Origin of the sequence: Marinimicrobium sp. ARAG 43.8 (assembly GCF_050113635.1) — a bacterium.
In the GTDB taxonomy this organism is placed as follows: domain Bacteria; phylum Pseudomonadota; class Gammaproteobacteria; order Pseudomonadales; family Cellvibrionaceae; genus Marinimicrobium.
On record NZ_JBNJLT010000006.1, the window covers coordinates 49,956 to 66,841 of the forward strand.

A 16,886-nucleotide genomic window follows, 5' to 3' on the forward strand; every position below is an offset into this window, starting at 1 on the left:
GTTTTATGAATACAGTGCTTTCATCGCGTCCGCCTTCCGCGCGACAGACCGTGCGGGCTGTCCTGTTTGACCTCGATGGCACCCTGCTGGATACAGCACCGGATTTTGTGGTGGTACTCAATCAACTCCTGGGGGAGCATGACCGCCCCGCCCTGCCAGCCGCCACCATTCGCCGTCGCGTATCCAATGGCGCCCGCGCCTTGGTGGAACTGGCTTTTGGTGTCGGCCCTGGAGATCCGGCCTATGAACCCTTGCGCGAGCGCCTGCTGGAAATCTACAGCGGCCATTTGGCGGTTTACACCGAGCTGTTCCCCGGTTTGCAACGATTGTTGACCCAGTTGGACGAGTGGCAAATCCCGTGGGGCATTGCGACCAACAAGCCCGCCGCCTATGCCATTCCGCTCATGGAGCAGTTGGATTTGCAACCGGCTGCGGAGTGTATAATCTGCCCGGACCATGTAGAAGAGCGCAAACCGCACCCGGAGTCGTTGTTTCTGGCCGCGAAACAGTTGGGCTGTGAGCCGCGAGACATTGTGTATGTCGGCGATCATTTACGGGATATTGAGTGCGGCAAGCGTGCGGGTGCAATAACGATTGCGGCGGCGTATGGTTACATTGAGGAGGGCGATGATGTCGACGCCTGGGGGGCGGATTATCGCGTGGAGCACGGTGAGGAAATGTTGGGGATTTTGCAGGCGCTAATGGAGGAATTTCCAGAGGAAGTTTAGGCTCAATTTAAAGCCCGGTCGGAGGTGGGGTGGAGCTATTGGAAACACGCCGTAAACCCATCCATGGGGGCTTCATGTCGGCATCCATGCCTCCAAGAGTTTCCAATAGCTCCACCCCACCTCCGACCTACGAGCATCAATCCCCTCTAGCAATCCGATACTCCTAAGACAAATTGCCGGAATAACCCAGACTCAGAACTTTATTCGAGGCACTTAGGGAGAGGGTCGGGTAAACCCTTCGACGACTCTTGGACGCCTACAGGGATGTATGTGGTAGAGCGACGCAGGAGCCAAAGCCGAGGCATGGATGCCGACATGAAGCCTACAGGGATGTATTCATGGCGGGTCGTCGAAGGGTTTATCCGACCCTCTCCCGGACGCCAACAAAGCTCAAAACGCAACACGGATCTCTTGAATGATGAAATTACCAAGCAACTACCATCCCGCCTCTGACGCCCTCAAAGACAAAATCATCGTGGTGACCGGCGCGGGTGATGGCATTGGTCGCGTCGCCGCCAAGACGTTCGCCGCCCACGGCGCTACCGTTGTATTGCTCGGGCGCACCACCGCCAAACTCGAACACGTCTACGATGAAATTGAGCGCGAAGGCGGCCCGCAACCGGCCATTTATCCCATCAACCTCGAAGGCGCGACGGAAAAAGACTACCGGGACCTCTCCGATGTCCTCCTTCAGGAATTCGGCGTCTTGCACGGTTTGCTGCACAACGCCGGAGATCTCGGAGAACGCACACCGATTGCCAGCTACGCTGCGGACACCTGGATGCGAGTAATGCATATCAACGTCAACGCGCCTTTCATGCTGACCCAGGCACTGTTGCCTCTCATGGAAAAAGCCGAGCAAGGCAGTATTGTGTTTACCAGCTCCGGAGTGGCCAATAAGGGACGTGCGTTTTGGGGCGCTTACGCCGCCTCAAAATCCGCTCAGGATAACCTGATGCAAACACTGGCCGACGAGCTTGAGGGAGCTTCCTCAATGCGGGTAAACAGTATTAACCCCGGCGCCACCCGCACTTCAATGCGAGCCAGTGCCTATCCGGCGGAAGACCCGAAAACCCTGCCCCGGCCTGAAGACCATATGCCATTGTATGTCTACCTGATGAGCGACGATGCGAAAGGAATAACCGGAGAGATTTTTAACGCTCAATAGCAAGGCAAGTCGGGCGACGACTCAAGAGCGGCGGGAAGTCGAGGGGTTGTACTCCTGCATTGTTTGCAGCAATGAAGCTTCGGCACGGGACAGGCCACAGCGCCGAGCCACTTCCGCCGCATCGTGTCCCATTTGAAACAACTGGCTTGCCTCAGTGTAAGGTAACTCGCCGTCGCTCGCTGCCGAACCGCCACCCGCCTCACGATTGGCGGTCACGCGCTTCTCCATGGCCAGTAAACGGTTGCCCATGCCAATGGCGGCACTGTTAGACACGGCCAGCTCGCTTTCCAGGCGTTTCTGGCTGTGACGCATGCGGTCAAGCTGGCGATGACTTGCGCGGAATGAGAGCGCAGCCAGCCACAGAGCGAGCAAGCTCACCACCACGCTAAGTCCCACAGCAAGCCACAGCCAGTTCATCAAATCTCGTCGAGCTCCGCCCACTCTTCATTGGAAAGCAGCTTGTTCAGATCAATCAGGATTAGCAGCTCATCATTTTTATGGCACACACCCTGAATAAACTTGGCACTTTCTTCATTGCCAACATTCGGCGCCGTTTCAATTTCGGATTGATTGAGGTACACCACCTCCGCCACGCTATCAACCAGAATGCCAATCACATGGTTGTCCGTTTCGATGATGACAATACGGGTATTGTCAGTCACTTCACCCTCGGCCAGCGCGAAGCGGTGGCGAGTGTCGATCACAGTGACCACATTGCCGCGCAAGTTGATAATGCCCAGCACGTACGCCGGGGCACCGGGCACGGGTGCGATTTCGGAGTAACGCAACACTTCCTGAACTTGCATCACGTTGATGCCATAGGTCTCCCCGTCCAACCGGAAGGTGACCCACTGCATGACCTGATCCGTGCCGTCTTTGGAGTTTTTCTGACTGTGTTTGGTCGCCGTTTCAGTGGCCATTCCTCAGTTCCTCAATCACTCAAATATCTCGGGTGTCGTAGTTGCTCACTATAGCCGATTCGGGCCTCGGTGAGCCAGTTCAAGCACGCTTGCGATCAGCGTCCATCAAAAGTTGCCCCATCCGGGGAATATCCAGCAAAGCGCACATATGTTGCTTTACCGTCCCGGCCAGCCAGGGGCGCCGACTTCGCTCGGATCGCCACTTCACATCCTCGGGATCAAGGCTGATCGGCTGGTTCACGGCGTCCACCGCCAAACCCCAGGGAACCCCATCGATCGATACCACATATTGGGCGGTTTCCAGGAAGTGTTCATCGTAGCGTTCAGGCATGACGAATTTAGCGGTATTAACCGTGCGCACTTTGCCCGTCGACGTGGGCAGCAGGCCCATAAACCAGTCCGCTTGCCCGAAAAGCGGTGTTAACTCGTCGGTTAACGGCTGAATTTGACCCAGGGCCACCAGGGGCACGGCCAACGTCAGCCCTGACACGTCGAACAGCAACACATCAAAGCGCCGCTGTGCCCAGGCCGGGCGACCATTGTCGAGCCACTCAACGTCTTTCATGCGGAACACGGGGGCCGACGCCTCCGGTTCGGGCACCTCAATCCCAGGCGCCCCAATCTCAGGCGCGAACTGCGCAGGAGATTCCTGAGGTTTTTCCGGAGCTGGCCGGGGGTCCACAATGGCCGGTGTTTCAATCACCGTTTTCGTTGCGGGCGCGGCTGCGCTGTACAGGAGCTTTTGCAAACGCTCCCGCTGCGGATTCGCGTCGGTGGAATCAGGTTCAGCATACGCGACTGCCGCCGGCTCCGGGGTGATCAGCAGCTCGTCCAGATAGGACTGAAGCCGAGCCTGAGGGTCGGTCTCATTATCAGGGCGGTTCATCCCCGACCTCCCATGGCCGACGCGGTTGCCACAACTGGCTCTTTGCGGATTAACCACTTATACAACGAGCGGTAAGCGTCGGCACCACGGCTGTCAGGCTCAAAACGGTGCGGCGGAATGCCCGCCTTACTGGCATCTCGAAATTTGGTGTCCACGGGAATCATGCCCGGCCATACGTGGTCAGGGTACGTGTTGCGAATGGTCAACAAACTGCTGACCGAAGCCTGGGTGCGGCGATCAAACATGACCGGCACCACATGGTATTCGAGCGGGTTTTGACGGGATTTACTCATCATCTTCAACGTATTAACCATACGCTCCAGGCCTTTGAGCGCCAAGTACTCCGTTTGCACGGGCATTATCAGCCGGTGCGCCGCCGCCAGTGCATTCACCATCAACACCCCTAGCAGCGGGGGTGTATCGATCAGGACCAGATCATAATCATCATATATTTGCGTCAGTGCGCGTGTCAGTACCAGCCCCATTCCCTCTTGCCCCACCGAGTGACGCTCCAGCGTGGCCAGGGCCGTGGCCGACGGCAACACGTGTAACCGCTCGAACTTAGTGGGCTGAATCAGCTCTCGGATACGCCCCGGTGTCAATTGACGGCGCTCCTCAAACAAGGTGAACACACTGCTGCGCGCCGAGTCCGGGTCATGGCCAAAATAGGTGCTCAGCGAACCGTGAGGGTCCAAATCAATCATTAATACGCGACGACCCTGATCCGCGGCCAGGCCACCCAGGGCGACAGTCGTGGTGGTTTTACCGACACCACCCTTCTGATTGGCTACACTCCAGGCTCGCAACGGGGTCTTTCCTCACACTGTCATTGAAAAAACCGGGTGCGGCGTGGCCGCTATGGTTCCGGTGCGTTTTGCTGAGGGGCTACACGCCGCTGGCGTGGCAACTCCGGATCACTGCTGAACAGCAACCCGCCGCCCTCCAATTGTACAGGCTCAATCACTTTTTGCTCGACTTCTCGGCTCTGATCAGCATCCGGGGCTTCTTCGGGTGCATCGGACGTCGATACTCCGTTATCGGCCTGACTCAGACTTTCTTGAGACACAGAGGCTTGAGGCACAGGGGCTTGAAACACAGGAGCTTGAGCCGCAGCCTCTGAACTCGCCTGTGATGTACCAGGCTCCTCCTGAGTGTTTCCCGTCGCGTCCAACCAGCCCGTCTCCGACAGAGGTGTCGTCGGTCGGTTCATGGCCTCCCGTGCAATCATCAACGCCACGCGACGGTTTTTCGCTTGCCCCTCAGGTGTATCGTTATCCGCCACCGGCTGATATTCACCATACCCCACCGCCGACAGCCTCGCAGCCGATACGCCACTGGCCGCCAACAATTTGACGATAGCACTGGCGCGCGCCGCCGATAATTCCCAGTTGCTGGGGTACTGTACATTCTGTATCGGTCGATTATCCGTATGGCCTTCCACCTGGACAGGGCTCTGGTATTCACTCAGCAACAACGCCATTTCCTGGAAAATGTCCCTTGCCTGGCCACTGGGCTCTGCACTGGCGGACTCAAAGAGAATGCTGTCTTTCAACTCGACCTTCAGCCAGTGCTCATTGGCGTAGACCTCCAGCAAATCCTCGCCGATCAGATCGCTGAAACGATCATTGATACGTTGTGCGAGTTCACCCAGTTCTCCCAAATCCCCCAACTCATCCAGCGCATCCACTGAGGCGCTTTCACCGAGCTGGGGATTTGTTGTATCGCCCCGCTCGTCCCCGCGTATATCGATAGCGGACGAGGATGGAGATCGCGAGGGCTGACCCACCTGAAGGGGCCGCACCGAGCGTGTGGGCTCGAAAGCTTCGGTCAAGGTTTCGGACAATACTCGATACTTGCTCTCGCTCACTTGAGAAATGGAGTACATCACCACAAAAAACGCAAACAGCAGCGTAATAAAATCTGCATAGGAAACCAGCCAGCGCTCGTGGTTCACGTTCAGTTCTGAGGGACGGCGGCGCGGCATGGGCAACCTCTATTTGTGCAGGTAGCCGTTGAGTTTCATCTCAATAGAACGAGGGTTTTCCCCGTCTGCGATGGCGATGATGCCCTCGATCATCAACTCACGATAATGTGAACGCTCATTGATACACATTTTCAGCTTGTTAGCGATGGGCAACAAGAAAAGATTGGCTAATGCCACGCCATAAATGGTCGCGACGAAAGCGACAGCAATACCGGGGCCAAGCTGTTCTGGATCCGCCAGGTTTCGCATGACATGGATGAGCCCCATCACCGCGCCGATAATGCCAATCGTGGGTGAATAACCACCCATGCATTCGTAAAACCGTACCGCGTCCTGATCGCGTTGTTCACTGAGAATCAGCTCATTTTCCATGACGCGACGAATGACCATCGGTTCGCTCCCGTCCACCATCAGCTGCAGGCCCTTGCGTGCAAAAGGGTCGCTTTCATTGTCCGCAATTTGTTCCAACCCCAGCAGACCTTGCTTACGGGCGGTAACAGACCAATTGACGATACAGTTAATACCCGTTTGAAAAGCGTTGACTGGCGGGCGGAATATCCAGGGAAATATTTGCAGCGCCCGCTTCAAGTGCACTTTCGGTGTTTGCAGCATCGCCGCACCCAAAGTGCCACCCACTACAATCAACGCCGCCGGACCGTTCAACAAGGAGGAGAGCGTACCGCCCTCTATAAAATTACCACCGATCAGTGCCGCGAAACCGACAATAACTCCCAGGATGCTGAGCAGATCCACGGTCAGCCAACCTCCCGGGCCAACCGGGGCCCGATATCTTTCAAGCTCAATACTTTATCGGACAAGCCCGCTTTGGCTACCGCCATAGGCATGCCGTAAATCACACAACTGGCTTCGTCCTGGGACCAAATGGTGGAGCCTGACTGCTTTAGCATTCGTGCGCCTTCGCGGCCATCCGCGCCCATGCCGGTCAATACCACACCCAGCACCTTTGCCCCATAATGTTTGGCCGCCGAGCCAAAGGTAATGTCCAGTGAGGGTTTATAGGTGACCCGCTGATCATCCAGAATCCGCACCGAGCCACGGCCATCGACCATCAGCTGTTTGCCTCCTGGCGCCAACAGCGCAAGCCCGGGTTCCAGGGCGTCGCCGTCCTTTGCTTCCCGGACCCGCACCTGGCATTGTCGATCCAGTCGTTCCGCAAAAGCGCGAGTAAAATTTTCAGGCATGTGCTGTACCAGCACGATCGGCAACGGGAAACGGGCCGGTAGATTCACCAGCACATCGGTCAGCGCGACAGGACCACCCGTAGAGGCGCCGATAACCAATAATCGATAATGGCGCTTGCCGACAGCCGGGCGAGAAGCAGGTGCAGGGCTTTCCTGAGGGTCGGCGATCTCGGGCGCGGGGCGCTGAAGCCTCGTGGCGGCCCGGGTGGCGCTGGCAGAAGCTCGCGACTGCCGCCCCAGCGTCAACAGCCGCTCGTGCAATTTATCGCGTAGAGCCTGTGCGTTTCTGGAAACTTCGCCAAAGTCCTTAGGCATGAAGTCGGTCGCACCGGCTGACAGTGCATCCAGGGTAATGCGCGCCCCTTCGTAAGTGAGCGAAGAAAACATCAGAATGGGGATGGGCCGCTCGGCCATGATATGCCGGACAGCGGTTATCCCGTCCATTTCCGGCATTTCGAAGTCCATTGTGATCAGGTCTGGTTTGAGCGATCTCGCCTGCTCTACCGCTTCACGACCATTGGAGGCAACACCCGCAACAGTAAGCTCCGGGTGTTGCTCGATCATCTCCTTCAACCGCTGGCGAAAGAAATTGGAATCATCGACCACTAACACCCTTAACGGCATGCTGCTGAACTCCTAAGAAAAACCAATCCAAGTGCGCTAATCAGCACCTGTCTCATCTCCGACTCGCCTGCCACATCGTATTGACCGCAGCTACACTCCACCAGCGTAGCGTTTAAGCAGCCCAGGGATGTCCAAAATTAAAGCCATGGTGCCGTCCCCCGTGATGGTAGCACCTGCCATGCCCGGCGTCCCTTGCAAAACCTTGCCGAGCGGCTTGATCACGACCTCTTCCTGGCCCAGCAGCTGATCTACCACGAAGCCGACGATGCGAGTGCCAATCGCAACGATCACCACATGAGCTTCCTGCTCCCGTTGTCGAGCAGCGCCTTTAATCAACCAGTCCTTGAGGTAGAAAACTGGAATGGCCCGGTCCCGAATCGTGACGCACTCCTGCCCATCCACCACGTGGCTTTTTCTCATATCCATGTGGAAAATTTCTTGCACACTGGCCAAGGGCAGCGCAAAAGCCTGCTCTCCCAGCATCACCATCAAGGTGGGCATAATCGCCAATGTCAGCGGGACCTTGATGTTCAGCCGAGTGCCTTGACCCTTGGTGGACTGAATTTCGATGGTGCCGTTAAGCTGGCTGATTTTGGTTTTCACCACATCCATTCCCACGCCCCGGCCGGAGACATCGGAAATTTCTTTTTTGGTAGAGAAACCCGGCGCAAAAATCAGGTTAAACGCTTCGGCGTCAGACAGACGGTCTGCGCCATCACGATCCATCACACCCTTATCAACGGCAATATTCCGCAATTTATCAGGGTCCATACCGGCGCCATCGTCAGTAATGGAGAGCAGAATATGATCACCCTCCTGCTCGGCAGCGAGTACCACTTTACCCGCCTTGGGTTTACCCTCGGCTTCCCGAACCTCCGGCAATTCAATGCCGTGATCCACAGAGTTGCGCACCAGGTGAATCAAAGGGTCGGACAGCGCCTCTACCAGGTTTTTATCCAGATCGGTGTCTTCTCCCACCAGTTCCAACGTGACTTCTTTTTTCAGGTTGCGAGCCAGGTCGCGTACCACCCGCGGGAATCGACCAAACACTTTTTTGATCGGTTGCATGCGAGTTTTCATCACGGAGCTTTGCAGATCGGCTGTCACCACATCCAGATTGGAAACGGCTTTGGCCAGGGATTCATTCTCAATATCATCACCCAGGCGCACCAAACGGTTGCGGACCAACACCAACTCACCCACCATGTTCATGATGTCGTCCAGACGCTGCGTGTCCACGCGCACTGTGGTCTCTGCGGGCGTAGCGTCCTTGTCGGTCTTGCCCGGGCCTTTCTCTGGCTTAGCGGCACTGCCGGCTTTGCTTTCAAGAGGCTTATTTGAAGGGGCTTTGTTGGCAGGAGCTGCGCCGGCAGACTTTTTGGTACCGGCCCCAGGGCTACGTCCTTTACCGTGCAATTCATCCAGCAAAGACTCGAACTCGTCGTCGGTAATCAGCGCCTGCTCTTCCTGTTTGGGGGCTGCCGCTTTGGCGGAGCTATCCGGTTTAGCGTTCGTGGTGCCGGGACCCTTGCCCTTACCGTGTAACTCATCCAGCAAGGCTTCAAATTCATCATCGTCGATCTCATCGCCGGACGATGATGAGGTCGCCGAACTTTTATTAGCATTAGCGACATTACCGTCTTCGGTTTTGCCTTCGTGTTTGCCCGGTGCTTTCCCTTTACCATGCAACTCGTCGAGCAACGCTTCGAACTCGTCCTCTTCGATCACATCGCTGGACGAATCCGCTGGCGCAGAAGGTTTGGATGCCGGTCCCTCGTCGGTGATCGCATCCAGCAATTGCTCGAACTCCTCGTCGGTGATATCACCTCCGACGTTACCCGATGCCGAGGCGGGTTGCCCGGTAAACGATACGGGGGCTGCTTCACTATCGACCGCCGGGTCTTCACCGGAAGAATCGCTCTCGGCAACAGGCTGGCCATCTACCAGGCGCTGCAGAGTGGCAATCAGCTCCGGATCAGCCTGCGACATTTCTTCCCGTTGGGAGAGGTCATTAAATTGCTGGTTGATGGTGTCTAGCGATTGCAGCACCACATCCATAAGCTCAGAGGTGACTTGGCGCTGACCGTTTCGGAGAACATCAAACAGGTTTTCGGTAACGTGGCAGCATTCCACCATGGGATCGAGCTGAAGAAAGCCCGCGCCACCTTTGACGGTATGGAAGCCGCGGAAGATTGCGTTGAGCAAATCGGTGTCATCGGGCCGCTGCTCCAGTTGGACCAGTTGCTCCGACAATTTCTCCAATATTTCACTTGCCTCAACCAGGAAGTCCTGGAGAATTTCTTCGTCGTCACCGAAACCCATTCAGCGCTCCTATATACGCTTTATACGCTTTTTTCACACCCGCTCCTGCCTTTAATCGCTTTGGCGCAAGGCTCTCACTCGGCGAGCGGCTTAACGCCGTATCTCAACTGGAAATCACTGCCCCGTCATTTAAAAGCCCAGGCTGGAGAGCAGATCGTCAACTTCATCCTGGTTGGAGACCACATCTTTTCGCTCGCTGGCATTGATTTGTGGCCCTTCACCGGAGCTTTTCTGGCGTGTTTTCACCACTCGCTCTTCGTTATCGGCCTCAACGGTTAAACCTGTAACATCTTCTACCTGTGAGGCAATACACACCAGGCTGACCAGGTCCTGCTCAACATCGTTGATCAGGCCAATCACCCGCTTCAGCACCTGTCCTGTCAGATCCTGGAAGCCTTGCTCCAGTACGATTTCCTGAAGGTTACTGCCAATCTGCTCGGTACCCGACACCATCTGGCCGAGAAAGTCATCCATTCGGTGATACAGATCCCGAAACTCATCCGAGCTCATTTCCCGGCGCTTTAAGCGTGCCCATTCGGTACGCAAAGCGGCTGCCTCCTGACCGAGATTGGTGGAGATGGGCGCGGACTCATCCACCATATCCATGGTCCGCTCAGCGGCCTTCTGGGTCAGGTCGATCACATAATTGAGGCGATTGGACGCATCCCGAATTTCAGAATTTTCGATGCTGGGCGGCTCTGAGCTGAAATCGCCATCAACGTTCATATTGACAATGGCATCGTGCAACCCGCGGGTCAGCCTGCCCACGGATTGATAAATATGCCGATCACGCACTTCGGTGATCGCGTGAATCAATTCCGATGCTTCCTGAAAATGATCGCCCTGCAGTTTTTCAATCAGCAGTTTGGCGCATTCCTTAAGCTCGGAAATGAATGCATCGTTTTCATGCAATTGAGTTGTGGAAGCCATGGGAGTGCCTTATTGTATCCGGCGCTAACAAATGTAACCGCCGACGCGATCAACCAACGCGCTCGAAAATCTTTTCAATTTTTTCCTTAAGGGCTGCGGCCGTGAACGGCTTGACCACATAACCATTGACCCCGGCCTGGGCCGCCTCAATGATCTGGTCGCGCTTGGCTTCAGCGGTCACCATCAGGACCGGCAAGGCATGCAGTTTTTCTTCCTCGCGCACGGCTCGAAGCAGGTCAATACCCGTCATCCCCGGCATATTCCAATCCGTGATCAGGAAATCAAAATCACCACTGCGCAGCATGGGCAATGCAGTCACGCCATCATCCGCCTCGTGGGTGTTACTGAAACCCAAATCTCTGAGCAGGTTCTTGATAATCCGTCGCATTGTCGAAAAATCGTCGACAATCAGGATCTTCATGTTTTTATCCAATGCAACCTCCGTCTCGTATGGCGGGAGCCGTTTGATCGGACGAGGCCTAAACGGCCCCGATACGTTTTACTGATTCGTTACTGGTTTGAACGCGTCACGCTCACCATACCGGCCAATGTGCCAGATGAGAGTCCGTTATCTCAGGCAAGTTACCCAGATTCGGCAGGCTGGTCAATCATTCTCGCGCCAATCTGCCAGACGCGTGCGCAGGCGCAACGCCGCCTGGCTGTGAATTTGGCTGACCCTGGACTCACTGACACCCAGCACCTGGCCAATTTCCTTAAGGTTCAATTCCTGATCGTAGTACAGCGCAAGAACCAGTTGTTCGCGCTCCGGTAATTGGGTTATCGCCTGAGAGAGGGATTGCTTTAGCGCTGAACGCTGGATACCTTCAAGCGGGCTGTGGTGCTCAAGGCTTGAGCCGCTCGTCAGACTGGACTCGTCGTCCCCAAAGGTCTCCTCATAGCTGAAAAGGCGGCTGGCGCTGGCATCGCGCAACATATCAAAGTAATTGTTGAGATCGACACCCAGCTCATCGGCCACTTCGGCATCCTGAGCATCCCGTCCGGTGCGGGCTTCAACCTGCCCTATCGCCTCGCTGATGCGCCGGGCGTTACGGTGCACGGAGCGCGGTGCCCAGTCACCGCGACGCATTTCGTCCACGATTGCCCCGCGAATCCGGATACCGGCGTAAGTTTCGAAGCTGGCACCCCGAGAGGCGTCGTATTTCTGAGAAGCCTCCAGAAGACCGATCATGCCGGCCTGGATCAGATCCTCAACCTGAACACAAGCCGGCATGCGCAGCATCATATGGTGGGCAATCCGCTTGACCAGCGGCGCATAGTCTTCCACCCGAATATCATTGGTGTACTGGCGGGTTCTGTCATACATGGCAAGTTGATCGGTTGCAGCCATTCTCAGTTACCTCAAGCTCACCCATTAGCGTTGATTGGCAACCTGAAGGAGGCGTTCCACAAAGAACTCCAGCCGACCGGTCGGCGCACTGGGCAATGGCCATTTATCCACCTCTTTAGCGAGTTCCCGAATAGCCTGGGCCGCCTTCGCATGCGGGGCGAACTCCAACAATGATTTTTGCTTCTGCACCGCTTTGCGGACGCTTTCGTCAAACGGAATGTGCCCGACGTATTGCAGCGTAACGTCCAAAAACCGTTCGCATACGCTGTTGAGCTTGTTGAACATTGACTGACCCTCCCGGGGAGTACGAGTCATGTTCGCCACCACGCGAAAACGTTGCAGATCATGATCGCGGTTGAGCACTTTGATCAGCGCATAGGCGTCGGTAATGGATGACGGTTCATCGCACACCACGACCAGCACTTCGTGAGCGGCACGAACAAAGCTGACCACGGTGTCAGAAATACCCGCAGCAGTATCTACCACCAGAATATCCACTTGGTCGCTCAGTTCACTGAACGCATTGATCAGCCCCGCGTGCTCACGCGGGCCGAGCATCGTCATGCGCTGAACGCCGGAGGCCGCCGGCACTATTTTCAAACCCGCCGGGCCGTCCACGAGCACATCCATCAGGGAAAGCTGGCCTTCCAGGACATCCGATAATGTATGCCGGGTTTTCAGCCCCAACAGAACATCGACGTTGGCCAACCCCAGGTCGGCATCCAGCAGCACTACCCGTCGACGCAGCTCGGCCAGCGCAATGCTCAGATTAACCGAGATATTGCTTTTGCCAACGCCACCTTTGCCGCCGGAAACCGCGATGACTTGAACCGGACGCATCTGACTCATCTGGTTATTGATCTCCTCCGCTGCCCTTAATACCCCGAATTGGGAGGGCAATGTCATTATATAGCTCGCGCACCCGATGCAGACACAGGGCGATCACCTGCCGGTCGGCTGATCAATCCCGCCGCCCGAGTCACCAGTTGATGGGGTCTGACCACCTCCAGATCCTTGGGAATGTCCTGGCCGTCCGTAGTATAGACGATTGGCACCCCGCCCTGCACCGCCACGCCGAGTGCCTCTCCCAGGCTGGCGCACTCGTCCAGCTTACTCAGCACACACCCCGCCAACGCATCATCGCCGTAAGCGTGCAGAACGGCTTTAAGAACCCCGGGCTGGCTGTTGGCCGGCAATACCAACAGCGGTTGGATGTGAGGCTGGCGTAGCAACGCCTCCCACTGTTCCGTCAGGCGCGAGTCACCTGGCCGGAAGCCTGCTGTATCAATTAGCACAAGCGAATGACGACGCAAACCGTACAACACTGAGCCGAGCTGTTCGCGATCCTCGACCACTTTCAAGGTGACCCCCAATACGCGCGCCAGGGAACGCAACGGGTCGTGTCCACCTATGCGATGAGTATCCAGCGTCACCAGAGCCACCTCTCCGGCCCCCTTGGACATAACGTGCCGGGCAGCCAGCTTCCCAATCGTGGTGGTTTTTCCGGCCCCGGTGGGCCCCACCAGCGCAAATACGCCGCCCCGACTGACGGGATCGTTGCCTTGCACAGGAATCCGGCGAGACAGCTGCGCCAGAGCGGATGTCCAGGACTGCCCCAACGCCTGGCTTTCCGGGATGGATTCAAGCACTTGCGCACTGACTTCGGCGGGCAATCCCAACCGTTCCAGGCGCCGCCCCACACTGGAGTGTACCGGGGAGCGTGGTCCATCGTCTGTCGGCATCATCCGGGACAGCTGCTCTTCCAGCAAATACCGCATTTCAGCCAGCTCGACCTGCAGCGTTTCCAGTCGGGTGTCCTCAACGGGTGCTGAAGGAGGCTCGGACTCATCCCGCAGACCATAGCGCTGCGCAGCGCTCGTGGAACGGGCGCGACGGACCTCCAAATCATCAATGGCGTTCGCCCCCCCGCTGGCTTGCCCTTCCAGCAGTGAGCGACGCACCGGTATTCCGGCATTAACCCGCTGGTTGGGTTGCAGGAACTCGCGAGCGGAGGCTTCCAGCTCACGCTGTCGGTGCTGGCTGGAGCGCGCCATTAGCTGGGCGACGATATCTTCGGACTCAGAGGCGGCCGCCCTGGCACTTGTCACCTCATGGCCGGCCTGAGCAACCGGTTCTGGGGCTTCGGGCGCAGAGGGCTCGGAGATAGCGTTCGTAGCGGGCACCGTCAGCAATTCGACACCGTCTTTGGTACGGTTACTCGAAAGGATAACCGCATCGGGACCCAGTTCCTGACGGACCATTTCCAGCGCGCGTCGCATATCGGCTGCAAGAAATCGTTTTACCTGCATTGTCTACTCCTCATTCAACCGGGCTAGCGGTTGGCCGTGTTGCCGGCACCCACGCTGGCATCGATGGAAATCTGTTTGTTCTCAGGCACTTCGGTATAAGCCAAAACGTGTATGTCCGTCACGCTGTTGCGCGCAAACCGGGCCAGCACATTGCGAAGCGGTGCCGCTACCAGCAAAACCACCGGTTTACCGGCCACTTCCTGCCGCTGTGCGGCTTCCTGCAGCGACTGCCGCAACCGCTCGGCCAGCCCCGGCTCAATAAAGGCGCCCTCATCGGCGCCAGATTTCTGTGCCTGTTGAATGGTGTTGAGCAATAACTGTTCCAACTCGGGCTGAAGTGTGATGACGGGCAGCTCTGCATCAGAGCCCACAATGCCCTGTACGATTTGACGAGCCAGTGCCACCCGAGCCAGGCTCGTTAAAGTGGCGGGATCTTGACTCTTTCCGCCACTGCCGGCCAACGCTTCCGCAATCGATCGCATATCGCGAATTGGCACACGCTCGCGCAAAAGATTCTGCAACACTTTCAGCAGCACATTGAGTGACACCGTATTCGGAACCAGCTCTTCCACCAATTTAGGGGAGGTGCGAGCCAGCATGTCCAACAGCTTCTGCACATCCTCGTGGCCGAGCAACTCCCACGTGTGTTGTTGCAACAGCTGGTTGAGATGGGTGGCCACGACCGTACTCGCATCCACTACGGTATAACCCAGTGTCTGGGCTTTTTCTTTCTGGGAAGCATCAATCCAGACTGCATCCAGCCCAAAGGCTGGGTCTTTGGTTTTTGCCCCGTCGAGCTCTCCAAACACCTGTCCGGGGTTAATCGCCATTTCGCGATCGGCGTAAACTTCGGCTTGCGCCAGGGGCACACCCATCAGACTAATGCGGTAACCGTTGGGCAGTAAATCGAGGTTATCCCGAATATGCACGGACGGAATCAGAAACCCCATATCCTGTGACAACTTGCGCCGCACACCTTTAATTCTGCCCAGTAATTCCCCACCCTGCGCACGATCCACCAGGGGAATGAGGCGATACCCCACCTCAAGACCGATAATATCGACCGGCTGCACATCGTCCCAGTCCAGCTCGGCCGTTTCACGCGCTGGCGGCAACGACGCCGTGTTGCCTTGCGGTGACGACACCGTAGCGCCACCACCGCGCCCGCTATCGCCCGCGCGCTCACGCTGGGAAAACTGACCGGTGTCATCCACCGGCTCAGGCTGCTGGCTGCGCCAATAAATAAAATACGCCAACCCGGCACACAGTAAACCCAGGCCGAGAAACGCAAAATGCGGCATACCGGGAATGGAGCCCATCAGCAGTAAAACGCCAGCGGAGATAGCCAGCGCCTTGGGCGAGGCGAACATCTGGCTCATCACCTGCTCGCGCATATCCTCGGAACTGTTGACCCGCGTCACCAGAATCGCCGCCGAGGTGGACAGAAGAAGCGAGGGAATCTGAGCGACCAGGCCGTCACCAATGGTCAGCAGAATGTAGTTTTGCAGCGCGGTGGAAAAGTCCAGACCGTGCTGGACCATACCGATGCCGAGCCCACCGATGATGTTAATGATCAGGATCAAAATCCCGGCAATGGCATCCCCGCGCACAAATTTGCTGGCACCGTCCATCGCCCCGTAGAAATCTGCCTCACTGGCGACGTCTTTACGTCGCTCGCGCGCCTCTTCCTGATCAATCAACCCCGCATTCAGGTCCGCATCAATGGCCATCTGTTTGCCGGGCATGGCATCCAGCGTAAACCGGGCGCTCACCTCGGAAATCCGGCCAGCACCCTTGGTGACCACGATAAAATTGATAATCATCAAAATCAGGAACACGACCAGCCCCACCGCGTAGTTCCCGCCGATGACCACTTCCCCAAAGGCCTGAATCACTTTACCGGCGGCATCCCCGCCTTCGTGACCATTGAGCAGCACCACGCGGGTGGAGGCAACGTTGAGTGCCAACCGCAGGAGAGTAGCCACGAGCAAAATGGTGGGGAAAGCGGCAAAATCGAGCGGTCGCATGGCGTAGACGCTGACCAGCAATACCACGAGCGACAGTGCGATATTGAAGGAGAAAAAGGCGTCGAGCATCAGGGGTGGAATGGGCAGGATCATCATGCCCAGGAGCATCAGCAACAGGATGGGAATGCCGAGGTTGCCACGACCGAGGCCACGGATCTGCCGGACGGCGTTGCCCCGGTCGAAGTTACGAAGTTGGCTGAAGCTGGGTAATGCCATGGAGGTCGCTTTTTTGACGGTTTTCAATCTCTGAGCGACCTATCGCAAGATCTATACCATTAATGGTTTTTCACAGACAACTCTATTGAATTACGTGAATAAGCGGATGCGGAGTAGACCGGTTGGAGACTCTTGGACGCCTACAAGGATGTAGGTGGTAGAGCGACGCAGGAGCCAAAGCCGAGGCATGGATGCCGACATGAAGCCTACAGGGAAGTATTT

At 56.8% G+C, this 16,886-nt stretch carries 16 protein-coding genes; 2 read left to right on the plus strand and 14 right to left on the minus strand.

Translation table 11 applies throughout. The features are described from left to right. Positions 1-5: 5 nt before the first annotated feature. Together ACQCLF_RS12360 and ACQCLF_RS12365 are read left to right on the plus strand one after the other, a co-directional pair. Complete coding sequence (locus tag ACQCLF_RS12360; protein ID WP_426987702.1) at positions 6-728, plus strand: HAD family hydrolase; 723 nt, start codon at positions 6-8, stop codon at positions 726-728. Positions 729-1,143: 415 nt separating this feature from the next. Next, a complete protein-coding gene (locus ACQCLF_RS12365) occupies positions 1,144-1,896 on the plus strand; it encodes a YciK family oxidoreductase (RefSeq protein WP_426987704.1) in 753 nt (250 codons plus the stop codon). A 21-nt stretch (positions 1,897-1,917) separates the two neighbouring features. Here ACQCLF_RS12365 and ACQCLF_RS12370 read toward each other — a convergent pair whose 3' ends face one another. The 14 genes from ACQCLF_RS12370 to flhA all read right to left on the minus strand — a co-directional run bounded on the left by ACQCLF_RS12370 (position 1,918) and on the right by flhA (position 16,664). After that, complete coding sequence (locus ACQCLF_RS12370) at positions 1,918-2,313, minus strand: DUF2802 domain-containing protein (RefSeq protein ID WP_426987706.1); 396 nt, start codon at positions 2,311-2,313, stop codon at positions 1,918-1,920. Then, positions 2,313-2,816 (minus strand): chemotaxis protein CheW, encoded by a 504-nt coding sequence (locus ACQCLF_RS12375; RefSeq protein ID WP_426987708.1) that lies wholly within the window; start codon positions 2,814-2,816, stop codon positions 2,313-2,315. The genes ACQCLF_RS12370 and ACQCLF_RS12375 overlap by 1 nt, the downstream gene beginning before the upstream one ends. A 79-nt stretch (positions 2,817-2,895) precedes the next feature. After that, a complete protein-coding gene (locus ACQCLF_RS12380) occupies positions 2,896-3,702 on the minus strand; it encodes a chemotaxis protein CheW (protein ID WP_426987710.1) in 807 nt (268 codons plus the stop codon). Then, on the minus strand, positions 3,699-4,508 hold the full coding sequence (locus ACQCLF_RS12385; protein WP_426987712.1) for a ParA family protein: 810 nt from the start codon (positions 4,506-4,508) through the stop codon (positions 3,699-3,701). Before ACQCLF_RS12385 ends, ACQCLF_RS12380 begins: the two co-directional genes overlap by 4 nt. 50 nt (positions 4,509-4,558) lie before the next feature. Further along, positions 4,559-5,686: a flagellar motor protein MotD gene (motD, locus tag ACQCLF_RS12390; RefSeq protein ID WP_426987714.1), complete on the minus strand. Its 1,128-nt coding sequence runs from the start codon at positions 5,684-5,686 to the stop codon at positions 4,559-4,561. Positions 5,687-5,695: 9 nt separating this feature from the next. Further along, on the minus strand, positions 5,696-6,439 hold the full coding sequence (locus ACQCLF_RS12395; protein ID WP_426987716.1) for a flagellar motor protein: 744 nt from the start codon (positions 6,437-6,439) through the stop codon (positions 5,696-5,698). A 2-nt stretch (positions 6,440-6,441) separates the two neighbouring features. After that, the gene (locus ACQCLF_RS12400) at positions 6,442-7,512 is read right to left on the minus strand and encodes a protein-glutamate methylesterase/protein-glutamine glutaminase (protein WP_426987718.1); all 1,071 of its coding nucleotides are present in this window, start codon (positions 7,510-7,512) and stop codon (positions 6,442-6,444) included. A 90-nt stretch (positions 7,513-7,602) separates the two neighbouring features. Further along, the gene (locus ACQCLF_RS12405; RefSeq protein WP_426987720.1) at positions 7,603-9,834 is read right to left on the minus strand and encodes a chemotaxis protein CheW; all 2,232 of its coding nucleotides are present in this window, start codon (positions 9,832-9,834) and stop codon (positions 7,603-7,605) included. A gap of 129 nt (positions 9,835-9,963) precedes the next feature. Beyond that, positions 9,964-10,764: a protein phosphatase CheZ gene (locus ACQCLF_RS12410; RefSeq protein ID WP_426987722.1), complete on the minus strand. Its 801-nt coding sequence runs from the start codon at positions 10,762-10,764 to the stop codon at positions 9,964-9,966. Positions 10,765-10,813: 49 nt separating this feature from the next. Then, positions 10,814-11,197 (minus strand): chemotaxis response regulator CheY, encoded by a 384-nt coding sequence (cheY, locus tag ACQCLF_RS12415; protein WP_426987724.1) that lies wholly within the window; start codon positions 11,195-11,197, stop codon positions 10,814-10,816. Positions 11,198-11,368: 171 nt separating this feature from the next. After that, positions 11,369-12,112 carry an RNA polymerase sigma factor FliA gene (locus tag ACQCLF_RS12420; RefSeq protein WP_426987726.1) on the minus strand — a complete coding sequence of 248 codons (744 nt, stop codon included), beginning with the start codon at positions 12,110-12,112 and terminating at the stop codon, positions 11,369-11,371. A gap of 24 nt (positions 12,113-12,136) precedes the next feature. Then, the gene (locus ACQCLF_RS12425) at positions 12,137-12,961 is read right to left on the minus strand and encodes a MinD/ParA family protein (protein WP_426987728.1); all 825 of its coding nucleotides are present in this window, start codon (positions 12,959-12,961) and stop codon (positions 12,137-12,139) included. Between the two features lie 56 nt (positions 12,962-13,017). Continuing rightward, the gene (gene flhF, locus ACQCLF_RS12430; protein ID WP_426987730.1) at positions 13,018-14,421 is read right to left on the minus strand and encodes a flagellar biosynthesis protein FlhF; all 1,404 of its coding nucleotides are present in this window, start codon (positions 14,419-14,421) and stop codon (positions 13,018-13,020) included. Between the two features lie 23 nt (positions 14,422-14,444). Then, complete coding sequence (gene flhA / locus ACQCLF_RS12435) at positions 14,445-16,664, minus strand: flagellar biosynthesis protein FlhA (RefSeq protein WP_426987732.1); 2,220 nt, start codon at positions 16,662-16,664, stop codon at positions 14,445-14,447. Between the last annotated feature and the right edge of the window lie 222 nt (positions 16,665-16,886).